Origin of the sequence: Curtobacterium sp. MCPF17_011, from assembly GCF_003234145.1 — a bacterium.
Lineage (GTDB): Bacteria > Actinomycetota > Actinomycetes > Actinomycetales > Microbacteriaceae > Curtobacterium.
Genome location: NZ_QKSK01000003.1, coordinates 181954 through 207153, shown reverse-complemented (window position 1 = coordinate 207153; position 25200 = coordinate 181954). Strand labels below are relative to the sequence as shown.

At 71.3% G+C, this 25200-nt stretch carries 23 protein-coding genes and 2 tRNA genes; 9 read left to right on the top strand and 16 right to left on the bottom strand.

Annotation, left to right across the window (positions count from 1 at the left end; translation table 11 throughout):
• Positions 1-97: 97 nt before the first annotated feature.
• From DEJ25_RS05435 to DEJ25_RS05420, 3 genes are all read right to left on the bottom strand, one after another.
• Positions 98-186, bottom strand: a tRNA-Ser gene (locus DEJ25_RS05435).
• Positions 187-560: 374 nt separating this feature from the next.
• Positions 561-1430 carry a GntR family transcriptional regulator gene (locus tag DEJ25_RS05430; RefSeq protein ID WP_181427352.1) on the bottom strand — a complete coding sequence of 290 codons (870 nt, stop codon included), beginning with the start codon at positions 1428-1430 and terminating at the stop codon, positions 561-563.
• 131 nt (positions 1431-1561) lie between these two features.
• Positions 1562-3085, bottom strand: a complete 1524-nt coding sequence (locus tag DEJ25_RS05420) for an MFS transporter (RefSeq protein WP_258366427.1) — start codon at positions 3083-3085, stop codon at positions 1562-1564.
• A 190-nt stretch (positions 3086-3275) separates the two neighbouring features.
• Between DEJ25_RS05420 and DEJ25_RS05415 the strand changes: the two genes are divergently transcribed.
• The 3 genes from DEJ25_RS05415 to DEJ25_RS05405 all read left to right on the top strand — a co-directional run bounded on the left by DEJ25_RS05415 (position 3276) and on the right by DEJ25_RS05405 (position 8160).
• A complete protein-coding gene (locus tag DEJ25_RS05415) occupies positions 3276-4475 on the top strand; it encodes a cobalamin-independent methionine synthase II family protein (RefSeq protein WP_258366426.1) in 1200 nt (399 codons plus the stop codon).
• Between the two features lie 206 nt (positions 4476-4681).
• Positions 4682-6070, top strand: coding sequence for an AAA family ATPase (locus tag DEJ25_RS05410; protein WP_110904632.1), 1389 nt, complete (start codon positions 4682-4684; stop codon positions 6068-6070).
• 44 nt (positions 6071-6114) lie between these two features.
• Positions 6115-8160 carry a VWA domain-containing protein gene (locus tag DEJ25_RS05405; protein WP_258366335.1) on the top strand — a complete coding sequence of 682 codons (2046 nt, stop codon included), beginning with the start codon at positions 6115-6117 and terminating at the stop codon, positions 8158-8160.
• A gap of 125 nt (positions 8161-8285) precedes the next feature.
• Here DEJ25_RS05405 and DEJ25_RS05400 read toward each other — a convergent pair whose 3' ends face one another.
• The 3 genes from DEJ25_RS05400 to DEJ25_RS05390 are packed head-to-tail and all read right to left on the bottom strand — an operon-like array spanning position 8286 to position 10405.
• Complete coding sequence (locus tag DEJ25_RS05400) at positions 8286-9089, bottom strand: SCO1664 family protein (RefSeq protein WP_110904633.1); 804 nt, start codon at positions 9087-9089, stop codon at positions 8286-8288.
• Positions 9086-9628 carry a DUF3090 domain-containing protein gene (locus DEJ25_RS05395; protein ID WP_110904634.1) on the bottom strand — a complete coding sequence of 181 codons (543 nt, stop codon included), beginning with the start codon at positions 9626-9628 and terminating at the stop codon, positions 9086-9088. The genes DEJ25_RS05400 and DEJ25_RS05395 overlap by 4 nt, the downstream gene beginning before the upstream one ends.
• Positions 9629-9661: 33 nt before the next feature.
• A complete protein-coding gene (locus DEJ25_RS05390; protein WP_111044011.1) occupies positions 9662-10405 on the bottom strand; it encodes a histidine phosphatase family protein in 744 nt (247 codons plus the stop codon).
• 81 nt (positions 10406-10486) lie between these two features.
• Between DEJ25_RS05390 and DEJ25_RS05385 the strand changes: the two genes are divergently transcribed.
• Positions 10487-10915: a BLUF domain-containing protein gene (locus DEJ25_RS05385; RefSeq protein ID WP_111044010.1), complete on the top strand. Its 429-nt coding sequence runs from the start codon at positions 10487-10489 to the stop codon at positions 10913-10915.
• A 50-nt stretch (positions 10916-10965) separates the two neighbouring features.
• Positions 10966-12225, top strand: coding sequence for an AI-2E family transporter (locus tag DEJ25_RS05380; RefSeq protein WP_110904637.1), 1260 nt, complete (start codon positions 10966-10968; stop codon positions 12223-12225).
• A gap of 92 nt (positions 12226-12317) precedes the next feature.
• Here DEJ25_RS05380 and DEJ25_RS05375 read toward each other — a convergent pair whose 3' ends face one another.
• From DEJ25_RS05375 to serS, 6 genes are all read right to left on the bottom strand, one after another.
• On the bottom strand, positions 12318-12953 hold the full coding sequence (locus DEJ25_RS05375; RefSeq protein ID WP_110904638.1) for a ScbR family autoregulator-binding transcription factor: 636 nt from the start codon (positions 12951-12953) through the stop codon (positions 12318-12320).
• A gap of 91 nt (positions 12954-13044) precedes the next feature.
• A complete protein-coding gene (locus tag DEJ25_RS05370; RefSeq protein WP_111044009.1) occupies positions 13045-13890 on the bottom strand; it encodes a helix-turn-helix transcriptional regulator in 846 nt (281 codons plus the stop codon).
• Entirely contained in the window at positions 13887-14654 is a 768-nt protein-coding gene (locus tag DEJ25_RS05365) for an SDR family oxidoreductase (RefSeq protein WP_111044008.1), read from the bottom strand. Before DEJ25_RS05365 ends, DEJ25_RS05370 begins: the two co-directional genes overlap by 4 nt.
• A gap of 81 nt (positions 14655-14735) precedes the next feature.
• Positions 14736-14820: transfer RNA gene (locus DEJ25_RS05360), tRNA-Ser, on the bottom strand.
• A gap of 73 nt (positions 14821-14893) precedes the next feature.
• Complete coding sequence (locus DEJ25_RS05355; RefSeq protein ID WP_110904642.1) at positions 14894-15769, bottom strand: HAD family hydrolase; 876 nt, start codon at positions 15767-15769, stop codon at positions 14894-14896.
• Positions 15766-17037, bottom strand: a complete 1272-nt coding sequence (serS, locus tag DEJ25_RS05350; protein WP_110904643.1) for a serine--tRNA ligase — start codon at positions 17035-17037, stop codon at positions 15766-15768. The genes DEJ25_RS05355 and serS overlap by 4 nt, the downstream gene beginning before the upstream one ends.
• A gap of 139 nt (positions 17038-17176) precedes the next feature.
• Between serS and DEJ25_RS05345 the strand changes: the two genes are divergently transcribed.
• On the top strand, positions 17177-18244 hold the full coding sequence (locus DEJ25_RS05345; protein ID WP_110904644.1) for a diacylglycerol kinase family protein: 1068 nt from the start codon (positions 17177-17179) through the stop codon (positions 18242-18244).
• A gap of 45 nt (positions 18245-18289) precedes the next feature.
• Here DEJ25_RS05345 and pheA read toward each other — a convergent pair whose 3' ends face one another.
• From pheA to DEJ25_RS05320, 4 genes are read right to left on the bottom strand one after another with little or no spacing between them, the layout of a single operon-like run.
• Positions 18290-19249, bottom strand: a complete 960-nt coding sequence (pheA, locus tag DEJ25_RS05340; RefSeq protein ID WP_110904645.1) for a prephenate dehydratase — start codon at positions 19247-19249, stop codon at positions 18290-18292.
• A 20-nt stretch (positions 19250-19269) separates the two neighbouring features.
• Positions 19270-20352: a bifunctional helix-turn-helix transcriptional regulator/GNAT family N-acetyltransferase gene (locus tag DEJ25_RS17130; RefSeq protein ID WP_309146916.1), complete on the bottom strand. Its 1083-nt coding sequence runs from the start codon at positions 20350-20352 to the stop codon at positions 19270-19272.
• A gap of 9 nt (positions 20353-20361) precedes the next feature.
• Positions 20362-20847 carry a hypothetical protein gene (locus DEJ25_RS05325; RefSeq protein WP_110904646.1) on the bottom strand — a complete coding sequence of 162 codons (486 nt, stop codon included), beginning with the start codon at positions 20845-20847 and terminating at the stop codon, positions 20362-20364.
• On the bottom strand, positions 20844-22232 hold the full coding sequence (locus DEJ25_RS05320) for a molybdopterin-dependent oxidoreductase (RefSeq protein ID WP_220033170.1): 1389 nt from the start codon (positions 22230-22232) through the stop codon (positions 20844-20846). Before DEJ25_RS05320 ends, DEJ25_RS05325 begins: the two co-directional genes overlap by 4 nt.
• Positions 22233-22253: 21 nt before the next feature.
• Between DEJ25_RS05320 and DEJ25_RS05315 the strand changes: the two genes are divergently transcribed.
• The 3 genes from DEJ25_RS05315 (at position 22254) to DEJ25_RS05305 (ending at position 25172) form a co-directional block, all read left to right on the top strand.
• Positions 22254-23747: a glycosyltransferase family 87 protein gene (locus DEJ25_RS05315; RefSeq protein ID WP_111044007.1), complete on the top strand. Its 1494-nt coding sequence runs from the start codon at positions 22254-22256 to the stop codon at positions 23745-23747.
• A gap of 100 nt (positions 23748-23847) precedes the next feature.
• Complete coding sequence (moaA, locus tag DEJ25_RS05310; RefSeq protein WP_111044102.1) at positions 23848-24927, top strand: GTP 3',8-cyclase MoaA; 1080 nt, start codon at positions 23848-23850, stop codon at positions 24925-24927.
• A 5-nt stretch (positions 24928-24932) separates the two neighbouring features.
• Complete coding sequence (locus DEJ25_RS05305; protein ID WP_220033169.1) at positions 24933-25172, top strand: MoaD/ThiS family protein; 240 nt, start codon at positions 24933-24935, stop codon at positions 25170-25172.
• Positions 25173-25200: the final 28 nt, after the last annotated feature.

Below are 25200 nucleotides of genomic sequence, written 5' to 3'. Positions count from 1 at the left end.
GACCCAGACGTCGGGGGAAAGAGTCGGGCGGAAGAACTGCGCACCGGGAACGACGAAACCCCGGTCCGCATCGACGGTTCCGGGGTTTCGTGGAGTGCGGAGACGGAGGGATTTGAACCCTCGGTCCCCGAAAGGGGACTCCACCTTAGCAGGGTGGTGCACTCGGCCTGACTATGCGACGTCTCCAGGTGTTCGACGACGAGCATACAGGAGGTCGGGCGGACTCTCGACCCGCCGGATCGCCGTCAGCGGAGCCGCAGTCGTGCCCGGCGAGACGGCATCTGCGGCACCGTTCTCATCGGTCCCCCGAAGTGGGGACGATGGGGGGTTGCCGTTGTGTACCCCGGTGCATAGTCTCGTCGTGACGTGGCATCACATTCCGGGGCGTCACACCCCCGTCGCCGCGACACAGCACCCAGCAAGAGCACGCAGTACAGCACCCAGACGTCGCTCCCCGTGGCCTGGGCCTGACGCCCCCGATCGTCAGCGCCCGCCCGGGGAGCGACTTGGTTGCGCGACGGCATGGTGATGTCCGTCCCGCATGGCGACACCGGTTCGACTCAAGCCGTCTCGGCGCTGCGGAACCGCTCGGGCAGCGCGATCAGCAGCTCGGCCAGCTCGGTCAGCCGGACGGCGCACAGCGCGACGTCGTCCGCGAGCGCTGCGCTCCGTGCAGCCTTGACGACCTGCATGCGCCGGGTCCAGTCCGCTGCGACGTCGATGCCGTTCGCCCGCGCGATGTCGTCCGTGTGGAAGACATCGAGCACGGTCTGCTGCGATCGCAACCAGTCAGCGCTCACCGGGGCCCCGGACCGCCGGAGCACCCACACCGCGAGCTCCACGAACGCACCGGCCTCCGACAGACAGTCGCGGAGGACGGCGGGGTCGAAGGGCTCGTCGCCCCGGGCACAGCTGGTCGGCGGATCGACCAGCATCGAGCGCGCGATCCGGGTGCGCTCGACCATCTGCCCGACCGTCCACGGGGCGATCACCACACCGACGTAGCGCTGCACGATGACCAGTCGGAGGGCCTCGAGCGGCACGAGCGCTTCGCGGACCGGGGTCCGCGACACCCGCATGTCGTCGGCCAGCGCGTCGAGGCGCAGGCGCTGTCCACGGCGGTAGTCACCGCGCAGGATGTGGCGCAACATCCGTTCGAAGACCGCGTCACGCAAGAGGTTTCGCGGCACCCCCAGCGGGTCGGCGACACCGCCACCGGCGTTGGCACTGGCGCCGGCGGCACTGGGTCCGGCACCGGTGGCACTCGTGGCACTGGCGGCACTGGTGGCACTGGTGGCACTGATCACGTCGCTCTCGACGCGCAGGAGTCCGGTCATCAGGTCACCGTCCTGCACGGCGGCTCCGACGGCCGAGGGCGCCGTCTGCCCGGTGGACAACCGGACGCGGCCGTCTTCTGTGGAGGACAGCATGCTGCCCCCTCCGGCGGTGTTCGGCCGTCGTGGTGGTGTCGTGCATCGGATCCTCCGTGACCACGGCCCTCCGGACGGGGCCGTGGTCACGAGGATCACAGGATGCGGCGGCGACCGCTAAACATGTTGCATCAGGAGTTTCTCCGGGTCTCCGGCCCACGGCTGGACGGGCCTCCCGTCCCGGAACCCGGACCGGCGTCTGCACTGTCCTTCCCGGTCAACACCGACAGCGGCTGCGTGATGTCCTCGAGGCCCTTCCGGGCGGCATCGACACCGAAGACGAGTGCGACCACCCCGCCGACGATCATCACCGCGGATCCGAGCAGGTACCCCCAGAAGAGGGGGTCGCGGTCCGAACCGTCGCCGATGAAGGCACCGTAGATGAGCGGTGCGATCGCGCCGAAGACCTGCGCCAGCGCGAAGAAGTACGAGATCGCCTGCGACCGCAGTTCGAGCGGGAAGATCTCGCTCACCGTCAGGTAGGCACTCGAGGCGCCGGCCGACGCGAAGAAGAACGACACGCACCAGAACGCGACCTGCCAGCCCGCGTTGATGGCGTCCGCGCGGAACAGGAACGCCGAGGTGGCGAGCACCAGCCCGGACACCAGGTAGGTCAGGAAGATCATCTGCCGCCGACCCCAGGTGTCGAAGAAGCGACCGAGGATGATCGGCCCGAGCAGGTTGCCGATCGCGAACGGGAAGAAGTAGATCGACGTCTGTGCGGTCTTCAGCCCGAAGAAGTTCGTCAGCACGAGTGCGTACGTGAAGAAGATCGCGTTGTACAGGAACGCCTGCGTGATCATCATCGTCGCGCCGACCAGCGTCCGGGTCGGGTACTGCTTGAGCAGCACGCGCGCGATGGTCAGGAACCCCACCCGGTCCATCGGTGTGACCGTCATCGCCTTCGACTGCGGCACCGGCTCGAGCTCCTTGCCGGACTCCCGCTCGACCTCGGCCTCGATCCGCGCGACGGTGTCCTCGGCCTCCTGCTCCTTGCCGTGCGTCATCAACCACCGGGGACTCTCCGGGATGTGCCGACGGAGGAAGATGATCGCGATGCCGAGCACCGGGCCGAGGAAGAACCCGATCCGCCACCCGATGCTCTCGGAGAAGTTGGCCGTGTCGAGCAGGTAGATGTTCGCGGCCGCTCCGAGGGCGGCGCCGCCCCAGTAGGTGCCGTTGATCGCGATGTCGACGTGCCCGCGGTACTTCGCCGGGATGAGCTCGTCGATCGCCGAGTTGATCGCGGCGTACTCGCCGCCGATGCCGAGACCGGCGACGAACCGGAAGACCGCCAGGAACCAGAAGTCCTGCGCCAGACCCGCGACACCGGAACCGATGAGGTAGATCGCGAGCGTCAGGATGAAGAGCTTGCGCCGACCGAGGCGGTCCGACAGGCGCCCGAAGACCAGTGCGCCGACGACCTGTCCGACCAGGTAGATGCTGCCGAGGGACGCCACGTCCTGGTTCGACAGTCCCAGGTCGGCCTTGAACCCGGCGTTCGAGACGATCTGGATCTCGAGTCCGTCGAGGATCCACGACACCCCCAGGCCGACCACGACGCTCCAGTGGAACCTCGTCCACGGCAGTCGGTCCATCCTCGCCGGGACGAGACTCGTGACCGTCCCGTCCTTCGTTCCGCTGGCGCTCGTCATGCGCATGCTCCTCCCGCGGTGAGCGCCCTCCGCTCACCGCAAGACCGGAACGTACGCTCCAGCCGCCGCTCAGGTTCGCGGAGGGGCGGGAACGGCCCCGGAACGACGTCCGGGGGTCTGATCCGACCGCGATCCGGACTGGAGGCCCGTGACGGCGCCGCCACGAGCCTCCCGTCAGTAGCGTGGTGGCGTGCCGCTGCAGAACTCGACCGACCGCATCCTCACCACCCACACGGGCTCGCTCCCCCGGACGCCGGAGCTCACCGCGCTCCTGGTCGCCCGCGACCAGGGCAAGCCGTTCGACGAACAGGCGCTCCGTGACGAGACCGCCGCCGTGCTCGCCCACACCGTCGACGCGCAGCTGGCGGCCGGGATCGACGTCGTCAACGACGGCGAGGTGCCCCGCGTCGGCTTCTCCACCTACATCCGCGAGCGCCTGTCCGGATTCGGCGGCACGGGGCACCGCAAGCCGACGCTCGACTCGGTGAAGTTCCCCGAGTACGCCGCGTTCCAGGCCCGGCAGATCGACGAGGGCGCCGAGTTCGCCCGCGTCTGGGACACCCCGGTCGCGCAGGGCCTGCTGCAGTACGACGAGGAGCGCGCGGGCATCCGCGAGGACCTCGACGGCTTCGAGCGCGAACTCGCTCGCAACGCCGAAGCCGGCCGCACCCCGGCCGGCACGTTCATCTCGGCGGCGACCCCCGGGATCGTCGCGACGACGCTGCTGCTCGACGACGCCAACCCGCACTACGCCGACCACCGCGAGTACGTCTTCGCCCTCGCCGAGCAGCTCCGGGTCGAGTACGAGGAGATCGTCGCCCGCGGCCACGTCCTGCAGCTCGACGCTCCGGACCTGGCGATGGAGCGGGTGATCCACTTCGGCGACGCATCGCTCGACGAGTTCCTGGCGGCGGTCGACCTGCACGTCGACGCGCTCAACCACGCCCTGCGGAACATCCCGAAGGAGCAGACCCGACTGCACGTCTGCTACGGCAACTGGCAGGGGCCACACCAGGACGACGTCCCCGTCGACGTGCTGCTCCCCCACCTCTACCGCGCCGAGGTCGGGTCGTTCAGCATCCCGTTCGGCAACCCGCGGCACGCGCACGAGTTCCCGGCGTTCCGCGACCTGCCGCTGCCCCCCGGCGCGGTCCTCGTGCCGGGGGTCATCGACGTGACGACGAACTACCTGGAGCACCCGCAGCTCGTCGCGAACCGGATCGTCGAGGCGGCCGAGGCGGTCGGTGACCCGACCCGGATCGTCGCCGGCACGGACTGCGGCCTGGCGACCTTCGCCAGCTACGAGTTCGTCGCGTCCGACGTCGCGTGGGCGAAGCTCGGCGCACTCGTCGAGGGCGCCGAGATCGCGTCCCGCCGCCTGTTCGGCTGACGCGTCCGCGAGACGCCGGCGTCCGCGCGAGACGCCTCCGACCCATCGAGACACAGCCACATCCGGCGGCGTCTCGCCCCTCGGGCGGCGGCACGACCAGACGGGGGCGTCTCGGCGCCGCGGTGTCGGACGGGAGGCGCGGGGCGGCCCCGTCACGGGCGTCCCGTCCGTTGCCGCCGTCGGTGGGCGGGCGTACCGTGGCGCCCGTGAACCGACCTGCTCTCTCCACGGTCGGCGAGCTCCGCGCTGCTGGGCACGTCCAGAAGTCGGTCCGCGCCGAGATCCGCGACAACCTGCTCACCGCCCTCCGCGAGGGCCGCGACCCCTGGCCCGGCCTGCACGGCTTCCAGACCACCGTCATCCCACAGCTCGAGCGCGCCCTGATCGCCGGGCACGACGTCGTCCTGCTCGGCGAGCGCGGCCAGGGGAAGACCCGACTGCTCCGCACCCTGAACGGCCTGATGGACGAGTGGACACCGGTCATCACCGGCTCCGAACTCGGCGAGCACCCGTACGAACCGATCACCACGGCGAGCATCCGCCGTGCCGCGGACCTGGGTGACGCACTGCCGATCTCGTGGGTGCACCGTGACGACCGGTACGTCGAGAAGCTCGCGACGCCGGACACCTCCGTCGCGGACCTGATCGGCGACGTCGACCCGATGAAGGTCGCGGAGGGCCGCAGCCTCGGCGACCCGGAGACGATCCACTTCGGCTTGATCCCCCGCGGCCACCGCGGCATCGTCGCGATCAACGAGCTGCCCGACCTCGCCGAGCGCATCCAGGTCGCGATGCTCAACGTGATGGAGGAGCGGGACGTCCAGATCCGCGGGTACGTGCTGCGACTGCCGCTCGACGTGCTCGTCGTCGCGAGTGCGAACCCCGAGGACTACACGAACCGCGGCCGGATCATCACACCGTTGAAGGACCGCTTCGGCGCCGAGATCCGCACGCACTACCCGATCGAGCTGGCGGACGAGATCGCCGTCATCCGGCAGGAGGCGCAGTTGACCGCCGAGGTGCCGGACGCCTTGATCGAGATCCTCGCCCGCTTCACCCGTGCCCTCCGCGAGTCGAGTGCCGTGGACCAGCGCAGTGGTGTCAGTGCCCGCTTCTCGATCGCCGGTGCCGAGACCGTTTCCGCCGCCGCCGTGCACCGCGCCGCCCGCCAGGGTGAGCCGGACGCCGTCGCCCGGCCGATCGACCTCGAGACCGCGGTCGACGTGCTCGGCGGCAAGATCGAGTTCGAGTCCGGGGAAGAGGACCGCGCCGACGAGGTGCTCGAACACCTGCTGCGGACCGCGACCGCCGAGACCGTGCGCTCGCGCTTCCGTGGGCTGGACTTCGGGGTGCTCGTCGATGCGCTCGAGGGCGGCACGATGGTCACCACCGGCGAACAGGTCAGCGCGCGGGACTTCCTCGCCGGCCTGCCGTCGCTCGGCGAGTCCGACCTGTACGACCAGGTGTGCGAGCGCCTCGGCGCCACGTCCGACGGCGAGCGCGCCGGCGCTATCGAGTTGGCGCTGGAGGGCCTGTTCCTGGCCCGCCGCATCAGCAAGGAGTCCGGCGGGGGCGAAGCAGCGTATGGGATGTGACCCGGTGCGCACCGGCACGGACACCGACACCGACGGGGTGACCCGTGGCTAGCCGCCCGAACCGTCGGCTGAGCCGTGACAGCCGCTACGGCAAGTACGACGGCGGCCCGGATCCCCTCGCGCCACCCGCCGACCTGGCGGAGGCGCTCGACGCGATCGGGCAGGACGTGATGGCGGGTACCTCGCCCGAGCGTGCGATGCGGGAGTTCCTCCGACGCGGCGGGCGGTCGCAGCGGGGGCTTGACGACCTCGCCCGACTGGTCGCCGAGAAGCGCCGCGAACTGACGAGCCGGAACAACCTGGACGGCACCCTGCAGGAGATCAGGCAGCTCCTCGACGAAGCCGTCCTGGCCGAACGTGGACAACTCGCTCGCGACACGGCGATGGACGACGGGGACCGCGCACTGGCCCAGATGCAGCTCGACAGCCTGCCGTCCTCGCCCGCCGCAGCGGTCAGCGAACTGAACGGCTACGACTGGAAGAGCCCGACGGCCCGGCAGAAGTACGAGCAGATCAAGGACCTGCTCGGCCGCGAGATGCTCGACCAGCGGTTCGCGGGCATGAAGCAGGCGCTCGAGAACGCCACCGACGACGACCGGGCCGCGGTCGCCGGGATGATGCAGGACCTCAACGAACTGCTCGACGCCCACCGTCGGGGTGAGGACAGCCAGGAACAGTTCGACGAGTTCATGGCGAAGCACGGTGACCAGTTCCCGTCGAACCCGCAGAACGTGGACGAGCTGCTCGACGACCTCGCAGCCCGAGCCGCAGCGGCCCAACGGATGCGGAACTCGATGACGCAGGAGCAGCGTGACGAACTCGACGCGCTGGCCGAGCAGGCATTCGGCTCCCCCGCACTGATGGGGGCGCTGTCCCAACTCGACGACAACCTGCGCGCCCTCCGCCCCGGCGAGGACTGGGGCGGGTCCGAGGGCATGGACGGCGAGCAGGGTCTCGGTCTCGGCGACGGCACCGGGGTGTTCCAGGACATCGCGGACCTCGACGCCCTGGCCGACCAGCTCGCCCAGGTCGGCCCCGGATCGGAGCTCGACGACCTGGACCTCGACGCCCTCGCCCAGCAGCTCGGCGACCAGGCGGCCGTCGACGCCCGGACCCTGCAGCAGCTCGAGAAGGCGCTGCGGAACTCGGGTGCCGTGAAGCGGGGCACCGACGGGCAGCTCCGGCTCACCCCGAAGGCGATGCGCCAGCTCGGCAAGAGCCTGCTCAAGGACGTCGCCGAGCGGATGTCCGGGCGCCAGGGCGCACGGGACCTCCGCCGCGCCGGTGCTGCCGGGGACCGCTCCGGCTCGACGCGTCCGTGGGAGTTCGGTGACACCGAACCCTGGGACGTCACACGCTCGATCACCAACGCCCTGACCCGCACGGCCGGGGACGGTACCCGTTCCGGCGCCGGGGTGCGGTTGCAGATCGAGGACGTCGAGGTACAGGAGACCGAGGCCCGCACGCAGGCCGTGGTCGCCCTGCTCGTCGACACCTCGTTCTCGATGGCGATGGAGGACCGCTGGGTCCCGATGAAGCGCACCGCCCTCGCGCTGCACACCCTCATCTCCACGCGGTTCCGCGGGGACGACCTGCAGCTCATCGCGTTCGGTCGTGAGGCCGAGGTGATGGACGTCGACCAGCTCGTCGGCCTCGACGCCATGTGGGACAAGGGCACGAACCTGCACCACGCCCTGCTGCTGGCGAACCGGCACTTCCGGAAGCACCCGAACGCGCAGCCGGTGCTGCTCATCGTCACGGACGGCGAACCCACGTCACACCTGGAACCGAACGGGCAGGTGTACTTCAGCTACCCGCCGGACCCGGTGACGATCGCGCTGAGCGTCCGGGAACTCGAGAACGCCCACCGGCTGGGCGCGAAGACGACGTTCTTCCGGCTCGGTGACGACCCGGGGCTCGCCCGCTTCGTGGACGGCATGGCCCGCCGCGTCGAGGGCACGGTGACGGCGCCGGAGAACGACGACCTCGGCGTCGCGGTGGTCGGGTCCTACCTCGGTGCCCGACGCGGCTCCGGCTCCGGCTCCGGCGACGACGGTCTCTGGGGCAGCGCCTTCAGCCGCTTCGGCTGACCGCACACCTGACGCCCGGGAGGCGCGTGCCGGGCTCGGCGCGCGCCTCCAGGCCCTCGGCGCGCGCCTCCAGGCCCTCGAGCGGGACCCGTCAGAAGACGGGCAGTGTCAGACGGTCAGCCGCGTCAGAAGACCGGCCACGGCACGGCCGGACCGTAGCCGTCCGGCGGCGGGAACGTCGCGACCGCGGCCAGCGCAGCGCAGCGCCCCCGGAGCGCCGACAGCTCGTCGTCGGTGAGGTGCTCACGCAGGGTCTCGCCGAGCGCTCCCCGGAGCGCCTCGGACAGCCGCTGGAGTCCGGCGACCTCGTCCTCGCTGAGGGGTTCGCCGATCCAACCCCAGAGCACCGTCCGGAGCTTGTGCTCGACGTGGAAGGTCAGGCCGTGGTCGACGCCGAAGCGGTGCCCGTCCGGCATGGCCAGGACGTGCCCGCCCTTGCGGTCCGCGTTGTTCGTGACGACGTCGAAGACCGCCATCCGCCGGAGGACCGCCGAGTCCTCGTGCACCAGGGTCACCGCCTGGTCGTTCTCGTCCACGGCGTCGAGCACCTCACGGACGGTGCCCGCGGCGACCGCCGCGGCGGCGTCCTCGGCCGGGACCAGGTCGACGGCGTCCTGCTCGGGGTCGATGTCCTGCCACCGCTGCACCATGCCCGGGCCGAAGGGGCCGTCACCGAGCCAGGTCTCGGGCACGACGTTCCAACCGAGCGCCTCGGACACCAGGTAGGCGGAGACCTCACGGCCGGCGAGGGTGCCGTCGGGGAAGTCCCACAGCGGCTTCTCGCCCTCGATCGGCTTGTAGACCACGTCCTCGCCGTCGAGCCGGGCGAGGAACGTGGCGTTCGAGGCCTCGCGGATGCGCCCGGTGATGCGGAGTTCCCCGGGAGCGCTGGGGACCGCGGCACCGGCGGCGTCAGGACCGATCGTCATCCGAGCTCGGGCAGCTCGGGCGGGTTCGGTCGTCCGGCGGCGATGACCTCGCGCGTGCGCTGGACGAAGGCGCGGGCGCTTCCCACCGGGATCTTGACCTGCAGCAGCTCGCTCGGTTCGGGCAGTTCGACGACCGCTTCGACCTCGTCGCCGTCGCCGGTCGACTCGGTGAAGACCTCGACGTCGTCCTCGATCGGGTACGCCTCGATCACGACCTGCGCGGTGGCCGGGTCGAAGCCCAGGCTCAGGGCGCCCGCGCGGAACTCGGGCTCGACGGGCTGGTCGAGCGGGTCGCCGTCACGCAGCTCGCTCGGTGCTGCGTCCGGGACGCTGAAGCGGTTGTCGTCGACCGTGGCGACCTCGTCGAGGAGTTCGTCGATCTTGTCGGCGAGCACGGCCGACTGTTCCTTCTCGATGGCGACGCTGACGACGCGACGGCCGTCACGGGCCTGGATGTAGAACGACCGCTCGCCCGGGCGTCCGATCGTGCCGACGACGAGTCTGTCCGGCCAGTCGAAGCCGTGGACGATGGGGGGCATACCGGCATTCTAGGAGCGTGCGCCTCCGACCGTTCAGGAAGTGGCGGAGTCGGGATGCTCCGGAGACCGCGACGGCGACGGCGACTGCTCGTCGTGTCCCACGCCGCCGCCGACGACCGCGTCACCGCTCGGCGCCGCTGCCCGGGCCAGCCACGACAGGTCCCCCGACTCGGTGTTCGTCGCTACGACCTCCGGACGGGCCTCCCCGTACCGGACGATCGACACCGACGCCGGTCCCACCGAGATGCGCTGGAACAGGTCCAGGTGCATGCCGAGGGCGTCGGCGAGGACGGACTTGATGATGTCGCCGTGACTCACCGCGACCCAGACCGCACCGGCCCCGTGCTCTGCCTCGATCTGCGCGTCGAGGCGTCGGACGGCCGCGACCGCACGGGACTGCATGGTCTGCATCGACTCCCCGCCGGGGAACACGACGGCGCTCGGGTTCGACTGCACCACCCGCCACAGCGGCTCCTGGGCGAGATCGCTGATCCTGCGGTTCTGCCACTCGCCGTAGTCCGCCTCGATGATGCCGCGCTCGACGAACTGCTGCGGGTCGCCCGGCTGGAAGGCCGTGATCGCCCGCGCGGTCTGCCGGCAGCGCTCGAGGGGGCTCGAGACGACCGCGGCGAGGGGCACCGCGGCGATGCGCTCGGCGGTCGTGGCGGCCTGCCGTTTGCCGACGGAGTCGAGCGCGACCCCGGCCGTGCGGCCCGCGAGGAGTCCGGTCGCGTTCGCGGTGGTGCGTCCGTGTCGGACGAGGAGGACGGTCGCCATGGGGACGATCCTAGGCGTGGCCCGCGGCGCCGACGGCGGGCGGGATTGTGCTGCCATCCGCGAGCGGGCCATGATGCCCTGGTGCTGGTCTCCATCCTCTACATGAGCGTCGCGACGCACGAGTTCGGCGAGGACGAACTCGCCGAGATGCTCGCCGGCGCACGGTTGCGGAACGAGGCCCTCGGCGTCTCCGGTCTGCTCCTCGTCAAGGGCGGCCGCTTCATGCAGCTGCTCGAGGGCCCGGCGTGGAGCGTCAACGACCGGTTCACCGTGATCCAGAAGGACCCGCGCCACCACTCGGTCCGCTCGCTCGTCCGTGAGGACATCGAGCGCCGCCGGTTCGACGGCTGGTCGATGGCGTACCGCGGTCTCGACGACTCCGACATCGCGACCGTCGAGGGGTTCAGTCCGTTCCTGTCCGGCACCCTCGACTTCCCGCCGTCCTTCGACCGGACCAGCGCCGCCTGGTTGCTCAAGTGGTTCCGGGACCGCGACCTCGTCGAGGGCTGAGTCACCACACCATCCGGCGCGCCCACCTGTGCGTCTGTACCGTCAGCGTCATGCCGTTCTTCCGCTCCTCCGCCGCTGCCCCACCGACGACGCCACCGATCGAGCCGGTGACCGGGGTGCGTGCTGCCTGGTCGGACTCGTTCGGCCGGCTGGCGACCCGCTGCCTGCAGGTCATCATCCTCATCGTCATCGTCGCGGGCATCGTCTACGCGGGCCAGGTGCTCAGCGTCGTCACGATCCCGGTGCTGCTGGCCCTGATCATCGCCTCGGCCATGCACCCGGTCGTGTCCTGGCTCCGCCGTCACGGCTTCCCGTCCGTCTTCGCGACGCTGACGGTGCTCCTCGGGGTGCTCGTCGTCCTCGGGTTCCTCGGGTACCTCATCGTCGTCGCCGTCGAGAACCAGTGGTCCAGCCTGCAGAAGTCCGCCGTGCAGGGCTTCCAGCAGCTGCAGGACTTCAGCAGGACGCTGCCGTTCGCCGTCTCGGACAAGCAGGTCGACGACGCGGTGAAGACCGCCACCGACTTCGTCACGAGCGCGCAGTTCGGGTCCGGTGCCCTGGCCGGCGCGTCCGCCACCGCGAACTTCCTCACCGGCCTGGTGCTGATGATCGTCGTGCTGTTCTTCTTCCTCAAGGACGGGCCCCGCATCTGGGAGTTCCTGCTCCGTCCGTTCACCGGTGCCTCCTACGAGCGTGCTCGCCGCGTCGGTGACCGCGTCGTCTCGACCCTCGGCGGCTACGTCCGCGGCACCGCGACCGTCGCCGCGGTCGACGCCATCGGCATCGGCGTCGGCATCGCCATCGTCGGCGTGCCGCTCGCACTCCCGCTGGCGGTCATCGTGTTCATCACGGCGTTCATCCCGATCGTCGGTGCGACCGCTGCCGGCATCCTCGCCGCGCTCGTGGCCCTCGTCGCGCTCGGTCCGGTCCCGGCGCTGATCGTGGTCGGCATCGTCGTGGTCGTCAACCAGCTCGAGGGCAACTTCCTGCAGCCGGTGCTGATGGGGAAGACCCTGCGCCTGCACGGCCTGGTCATCCTGGTCGGCCTGACCGCGGGCACCGTCCTCGCCGGCATCACCGGCGCGATCATCTCGGTGCCGCTCCTGGCGGCCGGCTGGGGCGCCATCAAGGTCTGGGACGGACCGGACCTCGCTGCGAAGCCGTGGCGCCAGAAGCGCTCCGAGGACGTGGACGACCACGAACGCGCGAACAAGCGCGCGAAGCGGCGCGAGAAGGCGCAGAAGGCCCGCGAGAAGCGGCGCGAGGACCAGCAGAAGGCGCGGGCGAAGCAGGCAGCGAAGACCGACTGACGTCGAGACGACCGGACGGGAGGCCCGGACCAGCCCACCGGGGCCGGTCCGGGCCTCCCGTCATGCCACCCGCACCACGCTCGCGCGGACGGTCAGGCGAAGGCGCGGTCCACGACGGCCAGCAACCGGTCGCGCTGCGCCGGGACCACGCAGGCGTGCGCGAGGACGCGCCACATCGTCGCCACGGCCGGCAGCAGGTCGATGCGTGCCGCTCGGACGTCGGACACGAGCTGCACGCCGGTGAACCACGGGACGACGGTGGCACCCAGCGCTTCCGGGGTGACCGTCGGCCCGACCTCGCCCGCGGCGACCGCCAGGCGGAAGACGTCCACGACGCTCGCGATCCACTGGTCGTAGAAGGACGACGTCGACCCGGAGAACACCCGGTTCTCGAGCGACAGCCGGATGCCGGCACGGACGACCGGGTCGTCGAGCAGCAGGCCGGCGATCGCGCGGGAGGCCTCGACCAGCCCGGCCAGCGGCGACGGTCCGTCGTACGTGACGGCTGCGAACGTGCGGGCGTTCTGCTCGTCGATCACGGCGAGGGCGATGGCCTGCTTCGTGCGGAAGTGGAAGTGGATCGCGCCCTGGCTGACCTCGGCGGACTTGGCGATCCCGGAGATGCTCGCGGCACCGAAGCCCTGGCGGTCGAACTCGACGGCGGCGGCCTCCAGGATCGCGGTTCGGCGGTCCGGTCCGCGACCGGGTACCGACGTCGGCGTGGTCATGGTCGTGCTTCCCCCGTGTTCCGTCGTGCTGGCCGTGCACAGAACGACCCGTACACTCCGGCGACAACGGTACCGCGGTCCAGGCGCGGCTTCACGCCCCCGATGTGGTGTCGCGGGCGAGCGAAGCGAGCATGCTGAGCCGCTCGGCGCTCCCGCTGCCCGGGTCGGCGTAGTAGAGCACGAGGAGCAGTCCGTCGACCGGCAGTTTGTCGCGGTGCAGGTGCAGCTCCCCCACGACCGGGTGGTCGACCGTCATCGACCCGCCCTCGAGCACCCGGACGTCCTGTCGTGCCCAGAGCTGCCGGAAGCGGCCACTCGACAGTGACAGCTCGCCCACGAGTTCGACGACCCGCTGGTCCCGGACGTCGTCCGCGACCGAGTGCCGGAAGGCCCCGACGAAGCTCGCGACGGCACGCTCCCAGTCGCGGTGGAACACCCGCTCCTCCGGGTCGAGCAGCAGCGAGCGCAGGCGGTTCTCGCCGACCCGCAGCCGCGGCGAGAACGCGGTGGCCAGGTCGTTCGCCGCGAGGACGTCGAACGCGCGCCCCTCGATGAACGCCGGGACCTCGAGCGCCGCCAGCAGGGCGTGCAGGCGGGCCGGGACCCGCTCGGCGCTCCGGCGAGGTCGACTCCGACGGACGGGTTCGGCGAGGTGCTGGAGATGGAGGCGCTCGACGTCGTCCAGTTGCAGCACCCTGGCGAGCGCGTCGAGGACCTGCGGTGACGGACGGGTGTCCCGGCCCCGCTCCAGTCGGAGGTAGTAGTCGGTGCTGACGCCGGCGAGCATCGCGACCTCCTCCCGGCGGAGACCCGGGACGCGCCGGACGCCGCCGGCGGGGAGTCCGACCTGCTCCGGCGTGACGAGCCCACGGCGCGCCTGCAGGTAGGCGCCGAGCGGGTTCGTCGGTACCGCGGTCGGGTCCCCGTCGCGTGTCATGCCGCTGAGCCCGACCGTCCGGGCAACATCGCGAGCGCCTGGGAGCGCTGGGCGACCAGCTCGTCGTAGGTGCCGTCGCGTTCCGCCCACCGGTGCATGAGGACACCCTGCACCAAGACCTCGTGCGGGGTGGGGTCCTGTGCCAGGAGCGCCATCACCTCGGCACCGAAGTCGCTGAGGTCCAGGGCGTTCGGGTTGCTGTCGCCCATCGTGGTGTTGACCGCCGGCGGCACGAGTTCGGCGACGTCGATGCCCGTCCCGGCGAGCTGCGCACGGAGTGCCTCGCTGTAGGCGTGCACCGCGGCCTTGGTGGCGGCGTACGTCGCCATCAGGGGGAACGGCAGGAACCCGATGCCCGAGCTCACGGTGACGATCGTGCCGCTGCCCCGCCGGAGCAGGTGCGGGGTGAACGCGTCGATGACCCGGATCGTCCCGAGCACGTTGACGTCGACCATTCGGACGGCGTCGGCGAAGTGTGCCGGGTCACGGAGGTCCTCGGGGGCGCCGATGCCCGACATCGTGACGACGGTGTCCAGGTCGGGCAGCAGGTCGAACACGGTGTCGCGTGCGGTCGTGACGGAATGCTCGTCGGTGACGTCGATCGAGACCGTGCCGAAGCCCTCGGCGGCGAGCTGGTCGAGCACGTCGGTTCGACGTCCGCCGACGACGACGTGGCTGCCGGCGTCACGGAAGCGTCGTGCGAGTTCGAGTCCGATGCCGGAGGTGCCGCCGATGACGGCGACGGAGCGTGTGGTGATGTCCATGCCCTCGACGCTAGGACGACGGAGCGCCCGCTCCCTGGGCCCTGCGAGGACCCCCGTGAGGACGAGACGACTCCTCTGCAGCGGAGGGTGTGGGATTCGAACCCACGAGACATCTCTGCCCACCTGTTTTCAAGACAGGCTCCATCGGCCACTCGGACAACCCTCCGTGACCCGACCACGTGGCGAGACGTGACCGGGTCCCGTGCAGTCTACCGAGCCTCCCGGCCGGAGTGCAGCCGTCAGCGCGGCAACGTGTCGAGCGCCGCCGCGAGCCCGTCGTCCGTGACGCCGCCGGTGAGTTCGTTGCCCGCGTCCACGACGTCGTCCGGGGCCTGCCCCATGACGACCCCGCGACCCGAGGTGGAGGCCCACCGCAGCATGTCGATGTCGTTGCGTCCGTCGCCGGCCGCGAAGACGCGCGAGCGCGGGATGTCGAGCCACTCGCGGACCCGCTCCATCGCGGTCGCCTTCGTGACGCCCTCGGGCGCGATGTCGAGCCAGGCGGTCCAACCGACCGTGTACGAGACCCTGTGCAGGCCCATCTTGTCGACGATGTCCAGGAACTCCTCGAGCCCGTGCTCCGGGGAGATCACGACGACGCGGGTGGCGCGGACGCCCAGCAGCCGCTCGAACTCGACCTGGTCACCGGAGGCGGTCATCGTGTCGTCGGGGAAGTCACCGGAGAGCAGGTAGTGCCCGGTCTCGTCCTCGACGCCGTAGGCACCGTTCTGCAGCGCACCGCGGATCGTCTGCAGGACCTCGGTGGGGTCGAAGGTCTCGACGTGCACCCGCTCGTAGCGGCCGGTGTCCGTGCGCTCGAGGGTCAGTGCACCGTTGGCGCAGACCAGGTACTTCGGCTGGATGCCGAGCCGTTCGAGCAGCGGGACGGTCATGCCCTCGCTGCGGCCGGTGGAGAGCATGACCTCGTGTCCGGCGGCTTCGGCGTCACGCACGGCTCGGATGACGGTGTCGGTGACGACCCCGTCCTCGCGCATCGTCGTGCCGTCGATGTCCAGCGCGACGAGCCACCGCTTGACCCGTGCGGGCGCCGCGGTCCCACCCGGGGCTGCGGCGGCAGCGTCGGAACCGTCCACGAATCCGCGTGAAGAGCTCATCGGGGCTCGATCACCTCGATGCCGCCGAGGTACGGGCGGAGCACCTCGGGGATGACGACCGAGCCGTCCTCCTGCTGGTGGGTCTCGAGGATCGCGACGAGCCAGCGGGTGGTGGCGAGGGTGCCGTTCAACGTCGCGACCGGCGCGGTCTTGCCCGTCGCGGTCCGGTAGCGGATGTCGAGGCGACGGGCCTGGAACGTGGTGCAGTTCGACGTCGAGGTGAGCTCGCGGTAGGTGCCCTGCGTCGGGACCCACGCTTCGAGGTCGTACTTGCGTGCGGCGCTCGTGCCGAGGTCCCCGGCGGCGGTCTCGATGACGCGGTAGTGCAGCCCGAGGTCCTGCAGCATCGACTCCTGGTAGGACATCAGCCGCTGGTGCTCGGCGTCAGCCTGGTCCGGGTGGACGTAGGCGAACATCTCGAGCTTGTTGAACTGGTGCACACGGAGGATGCCGCGGTTGTCCTTGCCCGCCGAACCGGCCTCCCGCCGGTAGCAGGTGGACCAACCGGCGTACCGGAGGGCCTGGTCGTCCTCGGACGGGAACTGCAGGATCTCGTCGGCGTGGTACCCGGCGAGGGCGACCTCGCTGGTGCCGGTCAGGTACAGGTCGTCGGCTTCGAGGCGGTAGACCTCGGCGGAGTGCTCGCCGAGGAAGCCGGTGCCGGCCATCGTCTCGGGACGCACGAGCGTCGGCGTGATGAGCGGCTCGAACCCGTGCGCGACGGCACGGTCGAGGCCGAGCGACATCAGGGCGATCTCGAGTCGGGCGCCCATGCCCTTGAGGAAGTAGAACCGCGAGCCGGACACCTTGACACCGCGGGCGATGTCGATGATGCCGAGGGACTCACCGAGGTCGGCGTGGTCCTTCGGCTCGAACGTGAACTCGGGCTTCGTGCCGACGGTGCGGAGGGTGACGAAGTCGTCCTCGCCCCCGGCGGGCACGTCGGGCATCACGACGTTGGGGATCGAGCGGACGACGGTGTTGAAGGTGTCGTCGGCGGCGGTGACGGTGGCCTGCGCTTCCTTCACCTTCGCGGCGAGCGCCTGGGCCTGCTGCACGAGCGCGGCCTTCTCGTCCTTGGGCGCCTTCGCGACGGTCTTGCCGAACGCGTTCTGCTCGGCACGGAGCGCCTCGAACGCGGTGATGGCCGCACGACGGGCGGAGTCCGCGGCGACGGCCTGGTCGACGACGTCGACGGAGGCGCCGCGCGCCGCCTGCGAGGCCTTGATGAGGTCCGGTTCGTCGCGCAACAGCTGTGGGTCGATCACCGACCCAGCTTAGCGAGCAACGGATGACCACCCGGTGAAGCTGCGGACCAGAGGCCCGTGATGCTGCCGGTCCGCACCTGCCGTCAGTCCCCTGGTCGCGATCCGGACCGCGCAGGCGGTGCCCGGTAGCGTTGACGGCATGTCGACGCCCTCGGACACCACCTCTCTGCCGGAGGACGCCCTCGCCACTGAGCAGCGCACCGCCGCCGTGATCTACAACCCGATCAAGGTCGACCTGCCCTCGTTGCAGCGCATCGTCGGTCGCTACCAGCGTGAAGCCGGCTGGGCGGAGACGAAGTGGTACGCCACGAGCGAGGAGGACCCGGGCGGCGGCATGACCCGCGAAGCGCTCGACGCCGGAGCCGACGTGATCGCCGCAGCCGGCGGGGACGGCACGGTCCGTGCGGTCGCCGAGGTCGTGCACGGTTCCGACGCGGCCCTCGCACTGCTGCCGAGCGGCACCGGGAACCTGCTCGCCCGCAACATCCCCGCGCCGATCGACGACCTGGGTGCGAGCGCGCACACGATCTTCCACGGCGAGGACCGCGCGATCGACTTCGGCACGGTCGGGGTCGAGCGTCAGGACGGCTCCCGCGAGGAGTTCGGCTTCCTCGTGATGGCCGGACTCGGGCTCGACGCCCGGATGCTCGCGAACACGAACGACGACCTCAAGAAGAAGGTCGGCTGGCTGGCGTACGTCGACTCCCTGGTGCGGTCGCTGCGCGACGCCGACGCCTTCGAGTTCCGGTACCGCCTGGACGGCCAGGGCACCCGCTCGGTCCGGGCACACTCGCTCATCGTCGGCAACTGCGGGATGCTGCAGGCCGGCGCGACCCTGCTGCCGGATGCCGAGATCGACGACGGCTTCTTCGACGTCGTCGTGATGCGGCCGCACGGGTTCTTCGGTTGGGTCCGGATCGGCGCCCGGGTGTTCTGGGAGAACGCGATCCTGCGCCGCTTCCGCCGTTCGGCACTGGGCCAGACGGACATCGGTCAGCGCATCGTGACGAAGACGCGGGACGAGCGTCCGCTGCGCTACCTGCGCGGCGAGGAGTTCACCGTGCGGCTGGAGCGTCCCGACGAGTTCGAGATCGACGGCGACCCGGTGGGTGAGGTCGTGGCGTTCCGCGCGAAGATCGATGCCGGCGGCCTGACCGTCCGGGTGGCCGGTCCGGAGGACCAGACGCGGGCGACCCGCCGGCGCTGACGGCGTGCCGGCCGTCGTGCCGTGCAGCGGTGGCGGACGGGAGGCTCAGCCCGCCTCCGGCTCGCCGCTCACGATCGCGCGCAGCCAGTCACGGGCCTCGACGAACGCCTGGTCCGAGTACCGGGGCGAGACCTCGGAACGCGCGCCGTCGGCGCGAGGGTACGACCCGAGGAACGTGACGCGCGGGCTGAAGCGCCGCAGGCCCAGCAGCGCATCCGCGACCCGTTCGTCGCGCACGTGTCCGTCGAGGTCGATGACGAACCGGTACCGCCCGAGTTCGTCACCGATCGGCCGGGAGGACAACAGCCCCATGTTGATGCCCCGGGTGGCGAACTGCTCGAGCATGTCGACCAGGGCGCCGGGGTGCTCGTTCGGCAGTTCGACGACGACGCTCGTCTTGTCCGAGCCGGTGCGTTCGGGCAGCGCGAGCGTCTTCGACACGAGCACGAACCGGGTGACGGCGCTGGCGTTCTCGCCGATGGAGTCCGCGAGCACCGCCAGGTCGTAGTGGTCGGTGATGCCTGGCGGGGCGACGGCGGCGTCCGCGACCGAGTGCTCCTCGAGCAGTTCGGCCGCTGCGGCGACGTTCGACGAGGCCGGGATGTGTCCGTGTCCGCGCACGTTGGCCTCGAGCCACCGGTGCGTCTGCGCGTACGCGACGGGATGGGCGTTCACCGTGCGGACGTCGGCGAGCGCGGTGCCGTGCCGGGCGACGAGGACGAAGTCGACGGGCACCAGGTACTCCCCCACGATCCGCACGCCGGGGATCCGGGCGAGGGCGTCCTGAGTCGCACTGACCCCGCCGTCGACGCTGTTCTCGATGGCGATGACGGCGCCGACGGAACGGCCGGTGACGACGTCGTCCAGCGCTTCACCGACGTTGTTGACGCTGCGCCAGGGCTTGCCGGCGGCGGCCTCGACGAGCTTGAGCGCCGCTTCGGTGAAGGTGCCGGCCGGTCCGAGGTAGCTGTAGGTCTCGGAGGGGCGGTCGGCGGCATGGCTCATACCGGCGAGCCTAGCGGCGGTCAGAAGGTGATCTGCATGGTGTCGGAGTCGCCGTTCCGGCCGACGGTGCGGAAGCCCACCCGCTCGTAGAGGATGCGGGCGCCGGTGTTGCCGTCCTCGACGCTCAGGCTGATGCCCGGCCACCCCGCGCTCCGTCCGGCGGCGACGATCCGGGCGAGGAGTGCGGACCCGACACCACGACCGCGGGCGCGGGCGTCGACGGCCAGGGTGAGCTCCGGGACGTCCTCGGCGACGAAGCCGTAGCCCGGGTCGCTCGCGGGTAGGTGAACGGCCCAGACGACGCCGAGCGGCCCGTCGCCGTCGGACGCCACGACGCCGAGGTCAGCAGACCGGTCGTCGGTCCGGTCGTCGGTCCGGTCGTCCGTGGTCCGCTCCGGGTCGAAAGCGGCGGAGTAGTGGGCGAACTCGGGCCGGTCGAGGTCGGCGTCGGTGAAGCGCTCGGCCGACCAGTTCATCGCGTCGAGGCTCGCCCGGCGCAGCAGGGGCAGGTCGTCGCGGGTCGCCGGCCGGTAGGCGATGCCGTCCACGAGGTCCGGGAAGGAGTCGTCGGCGGTGCCGGTCAACCGGGCCTCGCAGACGGACGGGTCGTCCTCCGGGATGTTCGACACCGCGGCGAACCGCCCGTCGGGGTCGACGCGGCTGAGGAGCACGCGGGAGATGTCGTCGAGTTCGGCGACCTGCTCGTCGGACAGCGCATCGATGACCAGTCGGCGGGCGGTGCGCACGTGGCCGGGGGCTGCGGCCACGATGTGCTCGAAGCCGGCGTCGGTGAGCCGGACGTCCGTCGCCCGACGGTCCTCGGTGGAGGGGCAGCGTGCGACCAGCCCGCGCTTCTCCAGCCGGGACACGACGTGCGACAGCCGGGGCAGCGACGCGTTGGTGGCGGAGGCGAGCACGGACATCCGGAGCGTCCGGCAGTCGGTCTCGGAGAGCATCGCGATGACCATGTAGTCGAACAGGGTCAGGTCGGCGTCACGCTGCAGCTGGTGGTCGAGCGCTGCCGGCAGCAGCTCCATCACGGCGACGAACCCCATCCACGCCCGCAACTGCTCGCGGGAGAGCCAGGGGGTGTCGTCCGTCATGCCCTCATCCTACGGAGAGGTTGTCGCTGCAACCGCAGGTCGGACGGACCGACGCCGAGCCGTGACCACTCCGACCACGAGGGCGACCACCACGACGGCGACCAGCGCGCCCTCGACCACGAGCAGCCGGGTCGTGTAGTCGAACGGCAGCACGGTGTCGTTCTTCGTGCCGTGGGCCTTCGCCGCGATCTCCGGCAGGACCACCAGGGCCAGGACGCTGCCCAGGACGACGGCCGCTTGCACGACGACGAGCACCCACGTGCGCAGTGAGCGGCCGGCCCGGCGGAGTCCCATGCCGACCGCCAGGACGAACGGCGACAGGATCGCGTCGTGCAGCACGACGGCGGCGAGGAGCCAGGTCGCGAGCCCGCCGATCCGGTCCGGCCGGACAGAGGTCACGAGGACCCAGGCCCCGAACGCCAGGACGAGCACGCCCAGGACGACGAGCACGATCCGGGCCGTGCGGACCCGGCCGTCGACGACTGCGGCGCTCATGCGATGACCTCGATCCGTTCGATCCACTTCGTCTGCAGCACACCCGGGCGGCCCGGCGCGATGATCCGGGCTGGGAACCCGTGTTCCAGGTCGAGCTTCTCGCCGTTGAGCTCGAGGGCGATCAGGGTCGTCGGGTCGGCCGTGTACTCCGGCCCCATCTCCATGATCCGGTAGCCGCCGTGCCGCTCCAGGCTCGTCACCCGGACCTGCACGTGCGGGTCCGCCTGCACCGCGGCGAGGAGGTCGCGCATCCGGACCCCCTTCCACGTCGCCATCTGGCTCCAGCCCTCGACGCAGGAGATCGGCAGGCGCGCCTCGGTCTGGCCGAGGGCGGTGAGCTCGGCACGTGAGAACGTGCGGCTGACCGAGGGCCCGGCGACGGTGAGCGCCCAGTCGGCGGCCGTCGCGGTGGTCAGGACGCCCGCCGCGCGAGCCGTCCGGTTCACCGGGAGTCCGCTCTGGCCGAGGTGCCGCTTGCGAGGAGCGAAGACGTTGAGGGGCTCCCCGACGACCGAGGACTGCCCGACCGTCAGGGCGACGACGCCCGCGGTGGCCGCGGTCACGCCGGCGATGAACCCGCGACGCGCGACGCGCTGACGACGCCCGTCGTCGCTCGCCGCGGCGCCGGCGGGATCGGGGGCCGGCCGGGGTGCAGCGGCCTCGGCGGTCACGCCTGGACGGGAGGCCCGGGGCACGGCCGCCCCGTCGATCCAGCGGTGGAGGCGACCCACGAACCCTCGGGACGACGAGGCTGCGCCGGGACGGGCCTCCAGGCCGGCGGGGTCGTCCGGGTCGTACCGGCTGCCCGGGTCGGGGAGTTCGCTGCCCACCGTGGCGTCCGCGACGAAGCGGCCCTGCGCGTCGAAGGAGTCGCGCTTCCGCCAGTAGCGCGTGATGACCTGCAGCTTCGTGCCGATGTGGATGAGCAGCGACCCGATGAGGACGTAGGCCAGGGCGTTGTGCACCTGCCGGAACGGGAACGGCCACGGGTACCACTGGAAGGTGTTGAGCAGGCCGGTGGCGACCTGGACGAGCGCCGACGCGACGAACACCGCGATCGACGCACGCTCCAGCAGGTGCAGGACGCTCCGGACCGGCGGGGTCTGGACGAGCGCCGGCATGACGACGTTGAGCTTGGCGAGGAGCAGCGGGATGATCGCGATCCCCGCGGTGATGTGCAGGCCCTGCGTGAACTGGTACAGCTGCACGGGCCGGGTCGGGAAGCGCATCCACCCCAGCGGCTCCTGCAGCAGGTGGCTGTAGACGCCGGTGAGGAAGCAGACCAGGAACGCGATGCCGAGCAGACGACCGGTGACGACGGCGCTGCGTGCGGTGCGGTTCGGTGACGCCATGACGTCCCGGGCATGGAGCATCAGGTGTTGCACCCCCGCTAGCCTCGTCGGACCATGAGCGAACGACTCCGTCCGGCCCGTCTCGACCACCGGGCGTTCGCCCCGCGCACGCTCGTCCCGGCCGTGCTGGCCGTCGTCGGCGTGCTGGTGCTCGGCATCGTCATCGCGGTGGGTGTCACGCATCTGGGGTTCCTCCGGGAGGGTCATCGCTCTCCATTCGTTGCGTGGACCCTCATCGCTTGGACGGTCTTCGCAGGCGCCGTGCTGGCGCTCAGGTTCGTGCCCCCGCACCTGGTGACGCGGATCGTCCTCGGTGGTGCGGTGGTCGTCGGGATCGCGGCCCTGATCGGACCGCCGAACACCAGCACCGACTCCGCACGCTACGCCTGGGACGGGATCGTGCAGCACGCGGGCATCTCCCCGTACCGGCACACGCCGCAGTCGGACGTGCTGCAGCACCTCCGCCCGGACTGGCTGTTCCCGGACAAGGTGCACGGCACGTGCGATGACGTCAAGCCCCGGTTCCGCGGTCTCGGCGACGGTCGACTCGGGCACTGCACGGCGATCAACCGGCCGGACGTCCCCACGATCTACCCGCCGATGGCCGAGCTGTGGTTCGCGCTCGTCCGCGCGTTCGTGCCCGCCACCGCGCAGTACCTGCCGTTCCAGTTCGCCGGGCTCGTCGTCTCGCTCGGCGTCACCGTCGGCCTGCTCGTCGTCCTCCGCCGACTCGGCCGCCCGACCTGGTGGGCCGCGCTCTGGGCCTGGTCACCGCTCGTCGCTGCCGAGGCCGTCACCAACTCGCACGTCGACGTCGTCGGCGCGGCACTGGCCACCGCGGGCGCCGTGATGGTGGCGTTCGGTCGGCCGATCTGGGGTGGCATCGCCCTCGGAGCCGCGACCGCGACCAAGCTCATCCCGGCGATCGTCTACCCGGCGCTGCTCGGTCGGTGGCGCAGCTGGTGGGCGATCCCGGTCGGTGTCGTCGTGTTCGGGCTCCTCTACGTGCCGTACGTGCTGACGACCGGCCCGAAGGTGCTCGGCTACCTGCCCGGGTACCTGTCGGAGGAGGGCTACGAGGACGGCTCCCGGTTCGCCCTGGTCGCGAAGGTCCTGCCCGGGGACGCCGCGACCATCGGCGTCGGACTGGTCGTGCTCGTCGCCGCGGTGCTGGCCTGGCGGCTGTCCGACCCGGCGAACCCCTGGTCCGGTCAGGTCTTCATGATCGGGGTGACCTTCCTCGCCGTGACGCCCCGCTACCCCTGGTACGCGCTGCTGCTCATCCCCTTCGTGGTGCTGTCCGGCCGGTGGGAGTGGCTGGCCCTGACGCTCGCGATCGCCCTGCGCGGGGTGTGGCCCTCGGTCGTCGCCTACCGGTGGTGGCTGCTCGCGGCGATCGCCGTCGTGCTCGTCGTCACCCTCGTCCGGACCCGCCGCGAGGACTGGCTGCGCTGGCGCGACCGGCTGCTCGGCCGCGACGGAGCGCGAGACGACGCGGTGCAGCGCGACGCGGTGCACCCGGAACGCAGCGCGGGCAACGTATCCTGAGCCGATGCCGGCCCAGATGTTGCCCTCGACGGGGCAGATGCCGCCCTCGGCGGCGCAGACACCACCGTCGGCCGGGCAGCTCCTCCCCTCGTCGGACCTGATGCGTCGGGTCCACCCCGAGGCCCCGGTGCCCGGCCCCCTGGACCGCACCGACCTGCCGCCACGCCCCGCTGGAGACCCCGGCCTGGTGGACCGGTTCGGCCGGTCCGCCGTCGACCTCCGGGTCTCCCTGACCGAGCGCTGCAACCTCCGCTGCACCTACTGCATGCCGGCCGAGGGCCTGCCCTTCGCACCCGACGCCGCGCTGATGTCAGCGGACGAGATCGCCCGCCTGGTGGGCCTCGGCGCGCAGCAGCTCGGCATCCGCAAGGTCCGCTTCACCGGCGGCGAGCCGCTGCTCCGCAAGGACCTGGTCGACGTGATCGCCCGGAGCGCGGCAGCCCACCCCGACCTCGAACTGTCACTGACGACGAACGCGATCGGGCTCGCCGGTCGCGCCGCCGCCCTCCGGGCCGCGGGCCTGCACCGGCTCAACGTCTCGCTCGACACCGTCGACCCGGACGTCTTCGCCGAGGTGACCCGCCGCCCGTTCCTCGACCGGGTCCTCGAGGGCATCGCGGCGGCCGCGGACGCCGGCCTCGGCGTCAAGGTCAACGCGGTCCTGATGCGCGGGGTCAACGACCACCTGGCGTCCGAACTGCTGGCCTGGTGCCTGGAGCGTGGCCACGAGCTGCGGTTCATCGAGCAGATGCCCCTCGACCCGGGGCACGCGTGGGATGCGTCGACGATGATCACCGCTGTCCAGATCCGCGAGATCCTCGGCGCCGAGTACGAGCTGACCCCCGACGAGGCCCCGCGGAACGGCGCCCCCGCCGAGCGCTACCGCGTCCGCTCCCGGGCGACCGGTGCGGACCTCGGCACGGTCGGTGTCATCGCGAGCATCACCGAGTCGTTCTGCGCCGACTGCACCCGCACCCGCCTGACCGCCGACGGCCACGTCCGCAGCTGCCTGTTCTCGGACGACGAGGTCGACCTGCTCGGCCCCCTGCGTGCCGGTGCCGACGACGCGGTGGTCCTCGACCGGTGGCGCCGGGCGATGTGGGCGAAGCCCCGGGACCACGGTGACGACAGCGACGGCTTCGTGCACCCCACCCGGGGCATGAGCGCGATCGGCGGATGACGGACATGACCACGCTGCGGTTCTTCGCCGCCGCCCGTGCCGCGGTCGGTCTCGACGAGACGACCGTCTCGGCCGACTCGCTCGACGACGCCCTCCGACAGGTGGACGCGGCGGACGCGGCCCGCTGGACCGCCCTCCAGGAGCGCTGCTCCTACCTGGTCGACGGTGTGACCACCCGCGACCGGTCGACCTCGCTCGCCGGCGTCGGCATCGTCGACGTCATGCCACCCTTCGCCGGCGGCTAGGTCCGGGCCGAGGGACAGGCACGACGCC

Coding starts and splice junctions, on each gene's coding strand:
- pheA (WP_110904645.1), bottom strand. CDS start 19,249: ATGAGCCATGCCGCCGACCGCCCCTCCGAGACCTACAGCTACCTCGGA.
- DEJ25_RS05380 (WP_110904637.1), top strand. CDS start 10,966: ATGCCGTTCTTCCGCTCCTCCGCCGCTGCCCCACCGACGACGCCACCG.
- DEJ25_RS17130 (WP_309146916.1), bottom strand. CDS start 20,352: ATGACGGACGACACCCCCTGGCTCTCCCGCGAGCAGTTGCGGGCGTGG.
- DEJ25_RS05375 (WP_110904638.1), bottom strand. CDS start 12,953: ATGACCACGCCGACGTCGGTACCCGGTCGCGGACCGGACCGCCGAACC.
- DEJ25_RS05355 (WP_110904642.1), bottom strand. CDS start 15,769: ATGAGCTCTTCACGCGGATTCGTGGACGGTTCCGACGCTGCCGCCGCA.
- DEJ25_RS05430 (WP_181427352.1), bottom strand. CDS start 1,430: ATGCTGTCCTCCACAGAAGACGGCCGCGTCCGGTTGTCCACCGGGCAG.
- DEJ25_RS05420 (WP_258366427.1), bottom strand. CDS start 3,085: ATGACGAGCGCCAGCGGAACGAAGGACGGGACGGTCACGAGTCTCGTC.
- DEJ25_RS05370 (WP_111044009.1), bottom strand. CDS start 13,890: ATGACACGCGACGGGGACCCGACCGCGGTACCGACGAACCCGCTCGGC.
- DEJ25_RS05400 (WP_110904633.1), bottom strand. CDS start 9,089: ATGACGATCGGTCCTGACGCCGCCGGTGCCGCGGTCCCCAGCGCTCCC.
- moaA (WP_111044102.1), top strand. CDS start 23,848: ATGCGTCGGGTCCACCCCGAGGCCCCGGTGCCCGGCCCCCTGGACCGC.
- DEJ25_RS05390 (WP_111044011.1), bottom strand. CDS start 10,405: ATGGCGACCGTCCTCCTCGTCCGACACGGACGCACCACCGCGAACGCG.
- DEJ25_RS05315 (WP_111044007.1), top strand. CDS start 22,254: ATGAGCGAACGACTCCGTCCGGCCCGTCTCGACCACCGGGCGTTCGCC.
- DEJ25_RS05365 (WP_111044008.1), bottom strand. CDS start 14,654: ATGGACATCACCACACGCTCCGTCGCCGTCATCGGCGGCACCTCCGGC.
- DEJ25_RS05345 (WP_110904644.1), top strand. CDS start 17,177: ATGTCGACGCCCTCGGACACCACCTCTCTGCCGGAGGACGCCCTCGCC.
- DEJ25_RS05325 (WP_110904646.1), bottom strand. CDS start 20,847: ATGAGCGCCGCAGTCGTCGACGGCCGGGTCCGCACGGCCCGGATCGTG.
- DEJ25_RS05305 (WP_220033169.1), top strand. CDS start 24,933: ATGACCACGCTGCGGTTCTTCGCCGCCGCCCGTGCCGCGGTCGGTCTC.
- DEJ25_RS05395 (WP_110904634.1), bottom strand. CDS start 9,628: ATGCCCCCCATCGTCCACGGCTTCGACTGGCCGGACAGACTCGTCGTC.